The 15,514-nt window shown below is 53.3% G+C and carries 12 protein-coding genes and 1 tRNA gene; 8 read left to right on the forward strand and 5 right to left on the reverse strand.

Going from position 1 to position 15,514, the window contains the following annotated elements:
* The first annotated feature begins 19 nt into the window (after positions 1-19).
* The 4 genes from smc (at position 20) to IKB43_03270 (ending at position 6,755) form a co-directional block, all read left to right on the forward strand.
* Positions 20-3,574, forward strand: coding sequence for a chromosome segregation protein SMC (gene smc, locus IKB43_03255; GenBank protein MBR2469160.1), 3,555 nt, complete (start codon positions 20-22; stop codon positions 3,572-3,574).
* 64 nt (positions 3,575-3,638) lie between these two features.
* Positions 3,639-4,574: an EamA family transporter gene (locus tag IKB43_03260; GenBank protein ID MBR2469161.1), complete on the forward strand. Its 936-nt coding sequence runs from the start codon at positions 3,639-3,641 to the stop codon at positions 4,572-4,574.
* A 19-nt stretch (positions 4,575-4,593) separates the two neighbouring features.
* A complete protein-coding gene (locus IKB43_03265; GenBank protein MBR2469162.1) occupies positions 4,594-4,860 on the forward strand; it encodes a hypothetical protein in 267 nt (88 codons plus the stop codon).
* Between the two features lie 119 nt (positions 4,861-4,979).
* A complete protein-coding gene (locus tag IKB43_03270) occupies positions 4,980-6,755 on the forward strand; it encodes a pectate lyase (GenBank protein MBR2469163.1) in 1,776 nt (591 codons plus the stop codon).
* A 68-nt stretch (positions 6,756-6,823) separates the two neighbouring features.
* Here the strand turns inward: IKB43_03270 and IKB43_03275 are convergent.
* Positions 6,824-6,897: transfer RNA gene (locus tag IKB43_03275), tRNA-Met, on the reverse strand.
* A gap of 138 nt (positions 6,898-7,035) precedes the next feature.
* Here IKB43_03275 and IKB43_03280 point away from each other — a divergent pair.
* The 4 genes from IKB43_03280 (at position 7,036) to IKB43_03295 (ending at position 10,193) form a co-directional block, all read left to right on the forward strand.
* The gene (locus IKB43_03280; protein MBR2469164.1) at positions 7,036-7,485 is read left to right on the forward strand and encodes a PIN domain-containing protein; all 450 of its coding nucleotides are present in this window, start codon (positions 7,036-7,038) and stop codon (positions 7,483-7,485) included.
* 75 nt (positions 7,486-7,560) lie between these two features.
* The gene (gatB, locus tag IKB43_03285) at positions 7,561-9,015 is read left to right on the forward strand and encodes an Asp-tRNA(Asn)/Glu-tRNA(Gln) amidotransferase subunit GatB (protein MBR2469165.1); all 1,455 of its coding nucleotides are present in this window, start codon (positions 7,561-7,563) and stop codon (positions 9,013-9,015) included.
* A 35-nt stretch (positions 9,016-9,050) separates the two neighbouring features.
* Positions 9,051-9,422 (forward strand): hypothetical protein, encoded by a 372-nt coding sequence (locus IKB43_03290; GenBank protein MBR2469166.1) that lies wholly within the window; start codon positions 9,051-9,053, stop codon positions 9,420-9,422.
* A 36-nt stretch (positions 9,423-9,458) separates the two neighbouring features.
* Positions 9,459-10,193 (forward strand): IMP cyclohydrolase, encoded by a 735-nt coding sequence (locus IKB43_03295; GenBank protein ID MBR2469167.1) that lies wholly within the window; start codon positions 9,459-9,461, stop codon positions 10,191-10,193.
* 119 nt (positions 10,194-10,312) lie between these two features.
* Here the strand turns inward: IKB43_03295 and IKB43_03300 are convergent, their stop codons facing one another.
* From IKB43_03300 to IKB43_03315, 4 genes are all read right to left on the reverse strand, one after another.
* Complete coding sequence (locus IKB43_03300) at positions 10,313-11,704, reverse strand: GntR family transcriptional regulator (protein MBR2469168.1); 1,392 nt, start codon at positions 11,702-11,704, stop codon at positions 10,313-10,315.
* A gap of 69 nt (positions 11,705-11,773) precedes the next feature.
* Positions 11,774-12,787 carry a glycoside hydrolase family 16 protein gene (locus IKB43_03305; GenBank protein MBR2469169.1) on the reverse strand — a complete coding sequence of 338 codons (1,014 nt, stop codon included), beginning with the start codon at positions 12,785-12,787 and terminating at the stop codon, positions 11,774-11,776.
* Between the two features lie 117 nt (positions 12,788-12,904).
* On the reverse strand, positions 12,905-13,900 hold the full coding sequence (locus IKB43_03310) for an RluA family pseudouridine synthase (GenBank protein ID MBR2469170.1): 996 nt from the start codon (positions 13,898-13,900) through the stop codon (positions 12,905-12,907).
* Between the two features lie 8 nt (positions 13,901-13,908).
* Entirely contained in the window at positions 13,909-15,501 is a 1,593-nt protein-coding gene (locus IKB43_03315) for an NAD(P)-binding protein (GenBank protein ID MBR2469171.1), read from the reverse strand.
* Positions 15,502-15,514 lie beyond the last annotated feature (13 nt).

The following is a 15,514-nucleotide window of genomic DNA, read 5'->3' on the forward strand; positions in this document are numbered from 1 at the left end:
TTTACTACATTAATCTATAGTGCAGATTACAAAGCTCAAAATATACGGTTTCAAGTCCTTTGCCCAAAGGACCGAAATCAATTTCCCCACCAAGGGCCTTACGGCGGTGGTGGGTCCTAACGGCTGCGGCAAGTCCAACATTACCGACGCCATCCGTTGGGTCTTGGGCGAGCAGCGCGCCGCCACGCTCCGTATGAGCAAGATGCAAGACGTGATTTTCAGCGGTACCGAAGAGCGTGCCGCCATGAGCCTTGCCGAAGTTTCCATTGTCATCGACAACAGCGATGGTGCCCTGAGTTCCGAATATTCCGAAATTATAGTCACCCGTCGTGTCCATAGGGACGGCACCGGCGAATACCTGATTAACAACCAGGAGTGCCGGTTGAGGGACGTCCACGCCCTGCTTTTTGACTCGGGCCTGGGTTCCAGCACCTATTCCCAGATGAACGCCGACATGATCAAGGCGGTGCTTTCCGACAAGGCCGACGACCGTCGCGTGCTTTTTGAAGAAGCCGCCGGCGTGAGCAAGTACCGCCAGCAGCGCAAGGAGGCCACCCGCCAGCTGGAACGTGTCCAGATGGACATGGCCCGCGTAGAGGACAACCTCCGCTCTGTGCGCCGTTCCGTGCGCCTTTACGAGACCCAGGCCGAAAAGGTCAAGGAGTTCAAGTGGCTGAGCGGCCGCCTCAGGAGCCTGGACCTTTCTGTAAGCCTGGACAAGTACGAAGATTTCAAGGAAAGCCTCACGACCCTGGATACCACCAGCCGCCGCATGAACCACGAGGTGGAATCGGCCAAGACCAAGGCCATGGAACTCCAGACCCGCATTGAAGAAAAGAAGCTTGCCATCAGCGAGGACGAGAACAACTACCGCGAGCTGGAACAGCAGGTGCAGCAGGCGACTCTAGCCCTGAACGACCTGAACAACCAGATTATACGCCTCCGGGATTCCGTTTCTTCGCTAGAAGCAGCGAACCAGAAGGCCGCCTCTGAAATTGAAATCAGCGAAGGCAAGACCCGGGAACTTCAAGAAGAACGCGTCCGTCTTGAAGAAGAAAACGAGGTCCTGAAAAGCGACAGCGGCATCGAGGAACTGAACGCCCGCTTGGAGCGGGAAAAGGAAATTTTGCAGGTCATGCGGGACAAGCTGGACGACCTGCGCGGCCAGTCCAGGGAACTGTCCAATGAACGCCTGACCGCCGCCAACCGCGTAGCCTCCCTCCAGGGGCGTTTTGAACGTCTGGACGCCGAATCCGACATGCTCCGGGGAAGCGTTTCCCGCTGGAACGACGAAGCGGGCGAGCTGCGGAACCGCAAGTCCGAAACGGAATCCGCCATCCGCGACATGGAAGCGGGCATGGAAGCTACCGCCCGTGAACTGGAAATTTTGAACGAACGCAAGGCTTCCCTGGAATCCACGCTGGATGGCAAGAATGCCGACCTGGCCAATGCCCAGCAGGAACTGCAGGCTTTGCAGAACGAGTGTGCCGCCCTGGAATCCCGGATTGAGGTGCTGCAGAGCGTCAACGACGAAGGAACGGATGCCGGCAAGTGGATTCGCGAAAACAAGGCGGGTCTTGTCCGCGGGTTCCTTTCGGAACATATCAGCGCCGCTCCGGAATACGCCTCCCAGGTAGAGGCAGCCCTGGGCGATTGTCTGGACAGTGCCGTGGTGGAAAGCCGCGACGGCCTCCGTGAAATTGTAGAAGGGCTCCGTAGCGAGAACGCCGGCAAGGCGGTGCTCGCCCTGATGGATTCCCTGGAACTTGCACCTGTGCCGGAACTGAACCACCCCGGAATCAGGGGTGCCTTGAGCAGCTTTGTCACTTGCGACGACACCACACGGACTTTTGTACAGAATCTTCTGAGCCGCTATTTCTTGGTGGATTCTCTAGATACGGCCCTGGACCTGGCCCGTGAACACAGAAATTCTGATTTCTGCTTCGTGGCGGACAAGGTTATCGTAAAGACCAACGGTCTGGTGAGCCAGGGAGCAAATACCGCCGGGGCCCTCAGCCGCAAGAACGAGATTGCCCAGGCCACGGAGCGTCTGGCTGCTGTACAGGGACAGGTCGCCCAGAAGCAGGCCGCTCTGGAATCTCTCCAGGCAGAAATTGATGAAACCAGGCAGATGCTGACTTCTGCCTCCGACGAGATTCTCGAAAAGAACAATGCGCTCCGGGCAGGGGAGGCTGGCATTTCGATCCAGAAGAACACCCTGGAATCGGTGGCCTCCCGACTTGAAAAACTGGAAGCGGACATTGCCGAAAGCGAAGGCCGTATAGCCACCGCCGAATCCCAGAAGTCTAGCGATGCGGACCTGAACGAGGCCAAGGCCGCCATGGAAAGCGCCGAGGCGGAATATGCCCGGGTGAATGACGAACTTGTAGAACAGGAAACCCTGTTCCGCGAAAAGGACGAAGAAGTCCGCGACTTGGAAAGGACATCCCAGGACAAGGCCGCGAAGCTCTCCCAGAATACGGACCGCCTGAGAAACATCGCCGACCAGGTCCAGTTCCTCGGGGATTCCATCGAGTCCCGCAAGCGGGATATGGAGACCAACAAGATTTCTATGGAAAAGGCCGCCCGGGATATCGATGACCTGGGAGCCTCCGTCCAGGAGAAGGATTCCGCCCTTCGCGAGTTGGAAGGTCGGCGCGACGCCGCCCGTGAACGCTACGAAGTGGTCAGCGGCGACCTGGACAGCTGGCGGAGCGAGCTGGACACCATCCGCGACGACATGATCGACAAGATGAAGGAGCTGAACGAGGTGGGCCGCAAGCAAGAAGCCCTGCAGTCCAACCTGGATCGCCTCCAGGAACGCCTCCAGAATGAATGGTCCTTCGACCTGCAGGCTCCCGAAGAATTTGAGCGTGTGGAATACAGCCAGCCCGAGGCGGACAAGGAAATTCGCGAACTCCGCGGGAAAATCAAGGAATTGGGCCCCATCAACGTGAACGTGATGGAGGACTACGAAGACGAAAAGAAGCGTTTGGAAGAAGTGGAAATCCAGTTCAACGATCTGGACCGTGCCCGCGCCTCGCTGGATCGCACCATCACCAAGCTGGACGATATCGCCCGCAACCGCTACCTGGAAACCTTCGAACGGATCCAGAAGAACTTCCAGTTCGTGTTCAGCAAGCTGTTCCTGAACGGCGAAACCAAGATGAGCCTGGTGGAAAAGCTGGACGAAAACGGCAAGCCCGGCGATATCCTGGATGCGGACATCGAAATCAACGTTCGACCCACCGGCAAGAAGATGCGCGGCATCAAGGCCCTTTCCGGCGGTGAACACGCCCTGACCGCAACGGCCCTGCTCTTTGCCATCTACATGGAAAAGCCCTCGCCTTACTGCGTGCTGGACGAAGTGGACGGCCCGCTTGACGATGCCAACGTGGGCCGCTTCATGGCGCTGCTCCGTGAATTCAGCAAGCAGACCCTGTTCATCGTGGTGACCCATAACAAGCGCACCATGGCCGAAGCCGACATGCTCTACGGTGTGACCCAGGAAATCAAGGGCATTTCCCGCATCGCCAGCGTGCAACTGGCCGACGCCACCAAGTTCGCGATATGATAGCTATGAGGTCGTGCATGGGGCACTTTGAGGTATGAGGTCGGGCTTTGCCCTTTGAGGCAATATGTTTTTAATTAAAAAAACTCAAAGCGAGCAATGCGAGCGAACTCAAATCTCAAAGCGAAGCGACCTCACTGCTATAAAAGGCTTCGTCTTTGCGGCCCTTTCCGCCATCTGCTACGGCACGAACCCCCTTGGGGCCCTGCATCTATACGCCCAGGGGTATTCTCCGGAAACGGTCCTCTTTTACCGATTCTTTACGGCGGCGCTGCTCCTTTTGGTAGTGATTCTTGCGAAAGGTTCCCACTTCAAGATTTCATTCCGCGAATTTGGAGCGCTTGTCGCGTTTGGATTCCTCTTTGCGGTGAGTTCCCTGACCTATTACGCCTCCTTCAAGTTCATGGACGCGGGACTGGCTTCTACGCTCTTGTTCCTTTACCCGCTGGAAGTTTCTGTGCTGATGGCCGTTTTCTTCAAGGAAAAAATCAAGGTCTGGACCATTGTTTCCATCGCCGTTTCCATGGCGGGAATTGCCCTATTGTACCGCGGTGGAGATGGAGCGCCCCTAAGCACGGTAGGGCTTGTGCTAGTGTTTATCTCTTCTATATCCTATGCCATCTACATGGTGATGGCGAACCGCATCAAGCTGCAGATGGGCTCCGTGAAGATGACCTTTTACGCCATCAGTTTCTGCATGTTTTTTTTGCTGCTCTATTCGGTGACGTTTGCCTCTGGGCTTCCGCCGGTGTTCATGCAGGCCAGTTCCTGGGGCTGGGGCTTTATGCTGGGTGCCGTACCCACGGTTCTTTCGCTGATATTCATGGTGAAGGCGGTAAAGATTATAGGTTCTACGCCTACGGCAATCCTCGGGGCTCTCGAACCCGTGACCGCCGTATCCATCGGTGTACTTGTCTTTGGAGAAATCCTCACAGTCCGCCTTGGAATCGGAATTGCCCTGATTCTTGGGTCCGTAGTGCTCATTGCCGCAAAGCGGAAATGATTTTTTTTAATTTGGAATTATGCAGTGCAAATGTTCAAAATGCGGTAAGGATTTCAACGACAAGGTGGGTATGTCCCCTCTACAAAGCAACCTTGCCATCCGCGTGAGGAACAGGGTGGGGAATATTTGCCCCGATTGCCGCCAGGATACCTGCAAGACCAAGCGGGGTAGGTGGAAAATGTGGTTCTACGACCTGAAAGTCGGGACCATCTGCCTGCTGTTGCTTTTGCCGGTTTTCCTGATCTTTGCGGGACTTGTGGTTTTCATGGCACTCTACGTGCTGTAAGTCTTTTTGACAAGGCATAGATAAATTGTCCATGCCGTTTGGATTCCAAATTCTCTTATACTTTCAAAAAAAAATTAATTTTTCGTACAAACTGTAGTATTTACAATAGGGATTTTGGGATGATTGGTTTTCCTACTAGAATTTTAGCAGTTTTGTGCCTCTTGGCGGTTTATGTTTCCGCTGGCGTAGACCAGTGCAAGCCTATTGGCTGGGCGACACGTTCGGGGCGGACTTCTATGGCATTCGAAGTGACCGGCGGTGGTAACGCAACCCCCATTACAGTTACGACTTTTTCTGACTTGCAAAAGTACGCCAAGGATTCCTCTCCGCGGGTCATCTACGTTGACGGTACACTGGGTAGCGGCTGGAGTGGCACGACCGGCGACCGCCTGAACATTACCGCATCAAACAAGACGATTATCGGACTTAGGCCGGGAACGCTCCTGAAGGCTCCTATCCACATCACGAGCAAGGCTTCCAATATCATCATCCGCAATATTGTCATTAGGGGGCCGGGCAGCAATGCTGACCAGGCTTGGGATAACCTCACCATCGAAGGAGAATCAAAAAACATCTGGATAGACCACTGCGAATTCTGGGACGGCCAGGATGGCAACGCCGATGTGGTAAAGGGTTCGGACAATGTGACATTTACTTGGTGTATTTTCGGCTACGAAAAAAAGAGCACCCACAATCTTTCAAACCTTATCGGCAGTTCCGATGACGAGACCATAAGCGAAGGCAAGCTGAATGTAACTTACATGTTCAACTGGTGGAAAGCCGCAAATCAGCGTAAGCCCCGCTGCCGTTACGGAAACGTGCACGTGGTGAACAACCTCCTCACCGGCGATGCAAGCGTCACAAGCGGTACGGACGTGCTTGGGGTCTCGGCGGGCCACATGTGTACGGTCCGCACTGAAAGGAATGTGTTCATCAACGAAGCGAATCCGATTTACACAGGCAATGCAAACGGCACGGGCGTAAACGAAACCATCGACAACATTTTCACGAACTGCTCGGGCAACACGAAGGGTACGGGCACCTCGTTTACGCCGCCTTACGACTACACGGACTTCATGCTGTTGGCAAGCGAGGTGGAAGCCGTTGTGAAATCGAATGCGGGTGCGACACTTGCAAGTCCAACCGCCTGCGGCGAATCGACCCCTGCATCCAGTTCTTCCGTGACCCCGGCGAGCTCCAGCAGCGTAGAGCGTATAGCCGAGAAGGCCTACCAGGCCGAAAAAGGAAATATCAGTGGAGGTGTTGTAGAAAGCAGCAACGTGGGATTTTGGGGCGATGGCTATGTGAATTTTGATAAAGGCGGCGATTTTGAGTTCCCAATGACGGTAAATGTGGCTGGGGAATATAGGTTTGAAATTGATTTTGCCAATGGATCTTCTGAAGATCGGAGTTTAGTCATTTCTGTCGGTGCTAGCGATACAACTGTTGTGTTTGAAAAGACGGGAGCCTGGACCATTTGGTCCACCAAGGAAATTACTCTAAAGTTGTCTGCGGGCGAAAACTCCATCAGGTTTGCAACGGTCGACGGTAACGATGGCCCGAACATTGATCAGTTCGACGCTTTTCTTGTCAAAAAAACGGAGGTTAAACCGGAGGAGAAGCCGGAAGAAAAACTGGAGGAAAAAACTGAGGAAAAGTCGGCAGAGAAACCGGATGCCTTTTTACCTCCTGAAAATCAAAATTATGTAACAAGAAACGGTTTATGTCGGGTGACCTTGTTCAATACGAAGGGTGTCAAAATGCGCTATCTGGAAGTTGAAAATGAAAAGATTGGTGATACTGCATGGATAACACGCGGCCTTCCGTCTGGGATCTATATGTTGCGCATAAGAATTGCGGATAGGACTTTACAGCGCTTTATTACGGTCAAGTGATATATTTCTCTCATTAGAGTCAAAATTCTAACAAAAAAAGACCCGGCACAAACCGAGTCTTTTTTTAGTAGCGGGGGCAGGACTTGAACGCTGCGACCTTTGGGTTATGAGCCCAACGAGCTACCAACTGCTCCACCCCGCGTCGAGGTATGCCCATATATAGTAAAATTCTATGTCCTTGTCAAGTTGAATTGGCGAAAACAGCAAGAAAAGGGCATTTTTTAATAAAAAAACAAGGTTTCGTTGACGGCCCTTCGCTGGAATGTTTATCTTTGGGCTAATGGAAAGGACGATACAACAGTCGCGGATACTGTTTCTCGATACTGGCCCGCTGGTGCGGCTTTTGCAGATGCACCCGGATTTTTATCCGACGGTGTCGGACATTTTGGACATGGTGTACGAAAAGAACATCCAGGTCCTGGTCTCGCCGGTTACCTTGTTTGAGTTAAGCAACAAGGCGTTTGCCAGTGGGGAAGGCGTGCTTGCCCGCCAGTATCGCGAGTTCTTTGAAAATTCTGCAAATGTTAAAGTTTGCCCGGTCAATGCGGAAATTTCTGTAAAGGCGGCGGAACTCTATGCCGCCTCCCAAAAGACTAACCACAAGATTACCGAAGGGGAGTCCCTGCGTCTTGCGACGGCATTCGTGAACGGCGCTGACTGCATCTTGACCGAATGCGCGAACTTCCGCACCCTTACCGACGCCCTTGTCGTGACTTTGGACGAACTTTAGCATTTTCCTAATCACCAACCACCAACCACTAACCACTATTTTTCTATCTTTTCCCCGTAAAATTTCGGAGAAATCATGCCAAACTATTGTCCTGTTATCGGTCTTGAAATCCATTGCCAGCTCGCGACGAAGACGAAGATGTTCTGCGGCTGCGAAATCGAAGTGAATACGACCCCGAACAAGCACGTGTGCCCTGTTTGCCTCGGTATGCCGGGTGCCATGCCCGTGCCGAACAAGAAGGCTGTCGAGTACGCCATTCGCCTGGGCCTTGCGCTCAACTGTGAAATCGACTTGAACGCGATGTGGACCCGCAAGAACTACTTCTACCCGGACCTGCCGAAGGGCTACCAGATTACCCAGACGGGCGGACTTCCGGTGTACGACCACCCGATTTGCAAGAACGGCTGGCTCGAAATCGTCAAGGAAGACGGCACCAAGAAGCGCGTGGGCATTACCCGTATCCACATGGAAGAAGACGCCGGTAAGCTCATCCACGACATGAGCCCCACCGATTCCCACTTTGACGCGAACCGCTGTGGCACTCCGCTTTGCGAAATCGTGACCGAACCGGATATCCGTAGCCCCGAAGAAGCCGTGCTCGTTCTCAAGAAGATCAAGCAAACTCTTGAATACACCCGCGTTTCCAATGCCAACATGGAAAACGGCAACATGCGCTGCGACGGCAACATTTCTCTGCGCAAGAGCGAAGACGCTCCGTTCGGTATCCGCGCCGAAATCAAGAACCTGAACAGCTTTACGAACCTCGAGAAGGCTCTCTATTGCGAAATGAACCTGCAGGCCTCGACCCTCGATGCCGGCAAGGAAGTGGAACAGTGCACCAAGCGCTACGACCCCAATGCGGACAAGACCATCGTCATCCGCTCTAAGGAAGACGCCCACGACTACAAGTACTTCCCGGAACCGGACATGGTCCGCCTCGTGACTGACCCGGCCTTTGTGGAAGAAATCCGCCGCACGCTTCCGGAACTGCCGGATGCCCGCCGCAAGCGCTTCATGGACGACTTCGGTGTTTCCGAATACGACGCCATGGTGCTGACCGAAGACCGCGACGTGAGCGAATGGTATGACACCGCCGCGAAGAACTGCAAGAACGGCAAGGTCTTGGCCAACTGGGTGATTACCGAACTCCTCGCCAAGGTGAAGGAACTGGAAGGCGGCCTCAGCGCCCTCAAGATCAAGCCCGAAGACCTGTGCAAGCTCGTGAACCTCATTGCCGATAACACCATCAACGGAAAGATTGCAAAGACGGTCTTTGCCGAGATGTTCGAAACCGGCAAGGATCCCGAAGCCATCGTGAAGGAAAAGGGCTTGGTGCAGGTGACCGACACCGGAGCCATCGAAGAAGTGGTCCGCGCGGTGTGTGCCGAAAACGCCGCCCAGTTCGCCGAATTCAAGGCAGGCAAGGTGGCACTCAAGGGCTTCCTTGTGGGCATGACCATGCGTAAGTCCGGCGGCAAGGCCAACCCGGGCCTCGTGAACCAGATCCTCGACAAGCTCGCGAAGGAGTAGCTTTAGAGATTAGGATCTAGGGGCTAGAGGCTAGTGTGAATAACGACGTTAAAAAGGAACGTCATTGCGAGCCCCGTAGGGGCGCGGCAATCCAGGGCAGTTTGTTGCTCGCGGTGTTGCTTGCCCTATTCCTTGCACTCCCGGCCGCTGCAGCTGATATGCCCAACAAGTGCGATAGCCTGCGGGTGAACACACTGAACATGACCCAAGAAGAAATCGAGCAGATTTGCGGCATCGATTCTACAAAACTGGCCGAAGGTCCGACTCTCCAAGAACTCAATGAAGAGAATCCGACCTACGTCAAGCGCGACTACAACCATAGGCAACAGGTCATTGTCGGGAGCGTTATCATGCTCTGCGTCGCCGTCGCCATGGTGCTCATGAACAATTACAACCCGAAACGATAAAATTTCCCAACCACCAACCACTATTTACTAATCACTATGTCCTACACAGACGAAGCAAAACAAAATTTCAAGGCCCTCTCCAATAACCCTTACCCTGGCCGTGGCATTATCCTCGGCGAAAGCGCCGACGGCAAGTCCTACGTGCAGGTCTACTGGATTATGGGCCGCAGCGTCAATAGCCGTAACCGTGTGTTCGAAATTGAACGGTCGACCGGCTTCATGAAGACCAAGGCCTTCGACGAATCGAAGCTCACGGACCCGCACCTGATTATCTACTACCCGGCACGTCACACCGCCGACGTCCAGATTATCACCAACGGCGACCAGACCGACACGATTTACGACGCCATCAAGCTGGGCGGCACCTTCGAAAGCGCCCTCCGCACGCGCCAGTACGAAGACGACGCCCCGAACTTCACGCCGCGTATTTCCGGCATCCACTACAAGAACGCAAGCCCCGCTGTGTACAAGCTCTCCATCCTCAAGAGCCGTAACAATAGCGAAGAAGCCGGTTGCGAACGCATGACGTTTGAATACGAGAAGGCTTTGCCCGGTCTCGGCCACTTCATCAGCACCTACGAAACCGACGGAAGCCCGATTCCTAGCTTCAACGGTTTCCCGAAACTGATGCCGATTTTTGCCAACGCCGAAGACACGCTCAAGAAGTACTGGGCCGCTCTCGACAAGGATAACAAGGTGTCGCTCATGGTCAAGTGGATTGACAAGAAGACCTTCAAAACCAAGACCCTGATTGTCAATAAGAACAAATAGCAAGGCGAGTGCTGCAGCCATGCTCGCATGGCTATAGCCGAGCCGCAGCATTGTGGCTCACGAAGTGAGCCAACAAATAGTAGGGCGAAAGTCGCGGCAAAATGCTCGCGATTGTAGACTTATTTCTCCACCACGTTCCCGAGGATGTGGTGGATTTTTTTGATACCGTCGAAGGCCGACGGATTGCTGATGTAGTAGAAGATTTGTTCTACCAGCGCATCGGTGTTGAAGTCGTAAGACGGAATGCGCAGCAAATAGCTTTCCATGGAGTTGTCGAAGGCGATGTAGGTGGGCCCGATGTTTGGCTGCGGGATTTCCATGTTGTTTTCTTCGGCCATTTCCATGAAGATTCCCGCGACTTCGTCGTTTACGCAAATCCAGGGCATGTTGTTGCTATTTGCCCTCTGGAATTCGAGGGCGCGCTCGGCGAGCGTCTTGAGCTTGTCCTTTTCCAAGCTGCGCGCCATGATTTCTACGGAGAGTTTCTCGACTTTCTTACGAGCAATTTGTTTGTAATCCCAGGGACTTGCAAATTCGGCATCTACGTAGGGGTGTACCACGAGCCCCGATTCTTCGAGGCCGGTCAAGCGGTCCTTGGACCAGGAGCTATTGTGGTACGGCGAAAAATAGCCCACTTCGGTCACGCCGAGGCCCAGCAGATAGCGGCCAATTTCTTTGCCAGGAGTTTTGCCGAAGGTGGAGTTGAAGAATATCCAGTTGTCCTTGCGCAAAAAGCTCTTGGGCACAGCGTCAATGGGATGTTCCCACCATACGGCCACGGGGAACTTGGCGTCGGCAAAAAATGTCAGGAGCGGCCTGTAGTTCTGCACCAAGAGCGTCGAAAGCACGGCCCCGACGGCGTTGGGGTGTTCTTTAAGTTTGCAGGGCTTGCCGCTACGGTCAATGAGCTTGCCCGTGGCGTCATTGATGCCGAACAGGGTGAGCTTGTAATGGTTCTTACCGGCGGTCTTGTAAATAAGGCGCAAAAAATCCAGTTCCCGTTCACTTTCGGCGCTGAATCCTCCCCAACTGTTGCAGCGCGTAACGAAGATGAGTTCGCTGAGGGGAGCCTCGTCTCTTTGCTGTTGTTTGCGGTAAAAGACGTACTGGCGGCCTTCTTTTTTCAGGATTCCGCGAGCAACTTTTTCTTCTAGGAACTTGCGGAGCGTGCCCTGCGACACGTTGTAGCGGGCAGAAAGTTCTTTTGAAAGCGGTAGCGGCTGCGAAGGTTTCAGGTAGCCTTGCGCAAAGTCGCGCTCGAATGCCTTGGCGAGTTTTTCGGTGACCGTTTCGTGCACGAAGGGAACTGAGTTCTTAAGCGGGGTGTTTCCCCAGAAACAGCCTTTTCCCTGAATCTTGCATATTTTTCCTGCGGATTCTAGCTCGGCAAGGGCCGCCTGCACCGTGCCCGATGATGCGCCGAAGCTCTTGATCATAGAACGCACTGACGGGAGCCTGTCGCCCTCGGCGAGGTTCATGTCAAGCAAAGCCTTGATAATCCGCTGTTTCATTCCTTTTAATATAAAAAATGCCCGGGCAAGGGGGAACTTGCACGGGCGTGTGGGTGTATGGAGTATCGTTTAGTAGTTGAAATCGACCTGATAGTGAGCCCTATTAGTCTCGCTGACTCGGGCACCCTTGGCGTTGACAGTGCCGCGAACTTCCCGGTTCTGCACTTTGATGCGGTTCTGCAAAATGCCGGTTTCCTGTTCACTACTGGAGCTTGGCGGAGTAAACTGTTCGCTGCTAGAAGACTGCGGCAAGGAGTTGTTAAGCATGGCGTCACCTTCAGGATCCTGAGGGACCTGGCCATTGAAACTTTCTTGACCTTTTTTGGTTAAGGCAATGATGACCATGCCGTCTTTTGCATAGATGTTGCTCGGGCTAATGTCGACACGATTGCCGTCAAAAGTCCAATCTCCCTTACTCCAACGGCTTGTGTCGAATGTCTTGAAATCGTCAGTCCATTGAAGCTTGAAGTCACTCCCGTCGTCGCCCTGTCCTGGCGTGTATTCGTAAACCTTGACCCAGTTGATGAATTGGTAAACGGGGAGAATGTTGTCGTTCCATGCGCCTACCCAGCCTGCATCTTCATGAGACCAGAGGTTGAAACGGAGACCCTGAGGTTTCTTGCCCAGGTCTTGAACCTGGTTGTTGTCCCCCTGGCCTTTGATTGTCTTGCGGACAACTTGACCATCAAGAGTCCATGCAACATAATCGGGAGTCCATTCTATTCCGTATGTATGGAAAGACTCGTTTGAAGCCGGGTTTATACTGTGGTGTTTTTCACTTTTAATTTTGGTATTCTCGCCGGGGCCGTAGCCGGTAATGATATTAGACTGAAAACTATTCGGATTTTTGCCCAAAATTTCAATGTCAATTTCAACCCATGGTTCCGGAGCTCCCAGGTAGGAATCATTATGGTAAAGGAACATGGAACTTACCGTACCAGAGCCAGCGGCCATCTGCATACGGGCTTCAAACTTACCATACATCCAAGTTTCTTTGCTATAGAGTTCTGCACCAGAATAGTCCTTAGCCATAAGTGCCCCAGCTGCAAGAGCTATGGTTGCAATGAAAAACCTCGCTTTCATGATTGTCTCCCTCGAATCATATAGAAAATACATTTTTTAACGAGAAATTGAATTTCTCTAAATATTAAAATACCTTAACTGTATCAATTGTATTAAATCACAAATTCTAAACTAGATTTATTTTTCCAGTTTTTTCAAAACGTCCTGCAGTTCCTTGGGCAGGGGGCATTCCTGGACCGTATTCTTGCCTTGCCAAGGGTATTCCAGGCGGCTGCTATGCAAAAACAGCCGGTTCAGTCCGTATTGTTTCTTGAATTCCCGGTTCAGGGCGAAATCCCCGTAACGGGTATCTCCCAAGAGTGGGTGCCCGATGCTTGCGAAATGCGCCCTGATTTGATGCATACGGCCCGTTTCCAAGTTGATTTTTACCAGGTCGTAGCCGGAGTAGTGTTTTTTGACGCTGTAGTGGGTAATAGATTTTTTCCCTTTTTCGTCTATCTGCATCTTGGAGCCCTTGGCATTGTCCGTGCGGGCGAGGGAGGCTTCGATGGTTCCTTTTTCTTTTTCGAGGTTTCCTTTGACTAGGGCCAGGTAGTATTTCTTGACTTCGTGTTCACGAATCAGGCGGGTTAGGTCCCGCAGGGTGTCACCGTGGAGGGCCACCAGTAAAAGTCCTGAGGTCTCCTGGTCCAGACGGTGGGCGAGGGTAGGCTTGAAGTCGAGATGTTCCCGCTTGCCCCATTCCCAGAGGTGCTCCACCAGGCTTTCGCCGGGGCGGGTCCCGCTTCCCGGCTGGCTAGGCATGCCCGAAGGCTTGTTGACCACCAGGTAGTCTTCGGTTTCCAAGATGATGTCCAGTTCCTGAGTACCCCAGCCTTTTTTTCGGTCGGCGGCTGTGCTGGCCTTAGTCCAACCCTTGTTTTCGGCGTTTTTCAAATCCGTTTTCTGAGCTCCGGATTCCGAATTTACAACGCTTTTCAAATTCTCGTAAATGCAGACGGTGTCCCCTTCCTGGAGCATCTGGTTAGCCTTGCCGATAACCCCGTTTACCCTGACCTTCTTTTTACGCAGGATAGCAAAGAAAACGGACAATGATTCGTCGGGAAAAGCCTTCCGTAGAAAACGGTCCAGACGCATGTTGGCAAAGTTACGGTCGATAGTGCGGGTAATCATTGGACTCCTTACCTCTTTTTCGCGTAGTAGGCCAGTCTCACTCCGTCGGCGGCGCTTGTGACAATCCCGCCTGCATATCCGGCCCCTTCGCCCAGCACGAACAAACCCTTGGTATTCACGCTTTCTAGGGTGGCGCTGTCTCGGGTGATTCGCAGGGGAGAACTGGTCCTGGTTTCGGGAGCCACAATGAGGCCTTCGGCGATGAATCCGGGAATTTTCCGGTCAAAGTTCAAAAAACCTTCGTAAAGGCTCTGGCAAATCCGCTTGTCCAGCCAGTCCCAGGTGTTGACGGGTACAATCCCGCAGGGATAGGTGGATTTCGGCAGTTTCTTGTCCAGCCGGTGTTCCATGAAGGCCTTGATGGTCTGTGCCGGAGCACTGTAGTTCTTTCCGCCTACATTGAAGGCATCCTCTTCCGTTTTCCGCTGGAATTCCAGTCCATCGAAGAGCTTTTCGCTGGCTTCTACGGGAACCACAATAGCCCCGTTGGCAAGAGGTCCGTTTCGACGGCTATAGCTCATGCCGTTGGTGGCAAGTGTCCCTGGTTCAGAAGCGCAGGGCACCAGCACGCCGCCGGGGCACATGCAAAAACTGTAGGCGCTGCATGTTTTGTCCAGTGTCGGTGTGGCGAGAAAATATTCCGCAGCTCCGGTGAGGCGTGTATCGACACCTCGACCCAGCTGCCGCAGGTTTATCAACTCCTGGGAATGTTCCACACGTACGCCCATGGCGAATGCCTTGCTTTCAAGGGCTACGCCGCGGGCTTGCAGCATCTGGTAAATATCCCGACAGGAATGCCCCGTGGCAAGGACCAGCGCTTCGCAGCGCTTCCACGCACCCTGCGGAGTGGTTTCGTCTTCTATCTTGATGGCAGAAATATGGCCGTTCTGGATTTCTACATCTGTCAGGGCCGAATAGAAATGGATGTGCCCACTCAGGCGGATAATTTCTGCGCGGATTTTTCGGAGCATCAGCACAAGTCTGTCTGTTCCGATGTGGGGCTTCGCGAAGGTGATAATATCCTGGTCTACCCCGAAATCCACCATGTCGTGCAGGACCTGTTCCGAGAAGGCGTTTCTGCTCCTGGTGTTGAGCTTGCCGTCACTGAAGGCTCCTGCACCGCCCTCGCCAAAGAGGACATTGCTGCGTGCGTTGAATTTTCGGTCCACAAAGAACCGGCGTATGTCGCGGAAACGTTCCTCTACGGGTTTTCCTTGCTCGTAAAGATCTACGGAATAGCCCTTGCGTAAAAGGTGCAGGGCCGCCCAGAGTCCCGAAGGTCCTGCACCGATAATGTCCACATGTCCGGGCATTTGCACGGTGCCTGCCAGGGCTGCTTCTTTCGGGTCTTGCTTTGCAGGAACCGCTTCTACAAGCCCCTTGGCGTTGTTGCCGAAGGTTCTCAGTTTTTGCTGAACGTCAAAACGGACATTATAGGACCAGCGGGGGGAACCCTTCCGGCGTGAGTCCAGCGAAAAACGTTCCACCTCCAGATTGAAAATCTGTTCCTGCTGGAGTTTCAGCTCTTTGGCAAGAGCCTCCCGAAACTTGCCCTTTTTCTCTAGGGAAACGGGAAGCTCGTGAAAACAGTAAGAAAACATGGCCCCTACGCCG

It is taken from the genome of Fibrobacter sp., from assembly GCA_017503015.1.
Lineage (GTDB): Bacteria > Fibrobacterota > Fibrobacteria > Fibrobacterales > Fibrobacteraceae > Fibrobacter.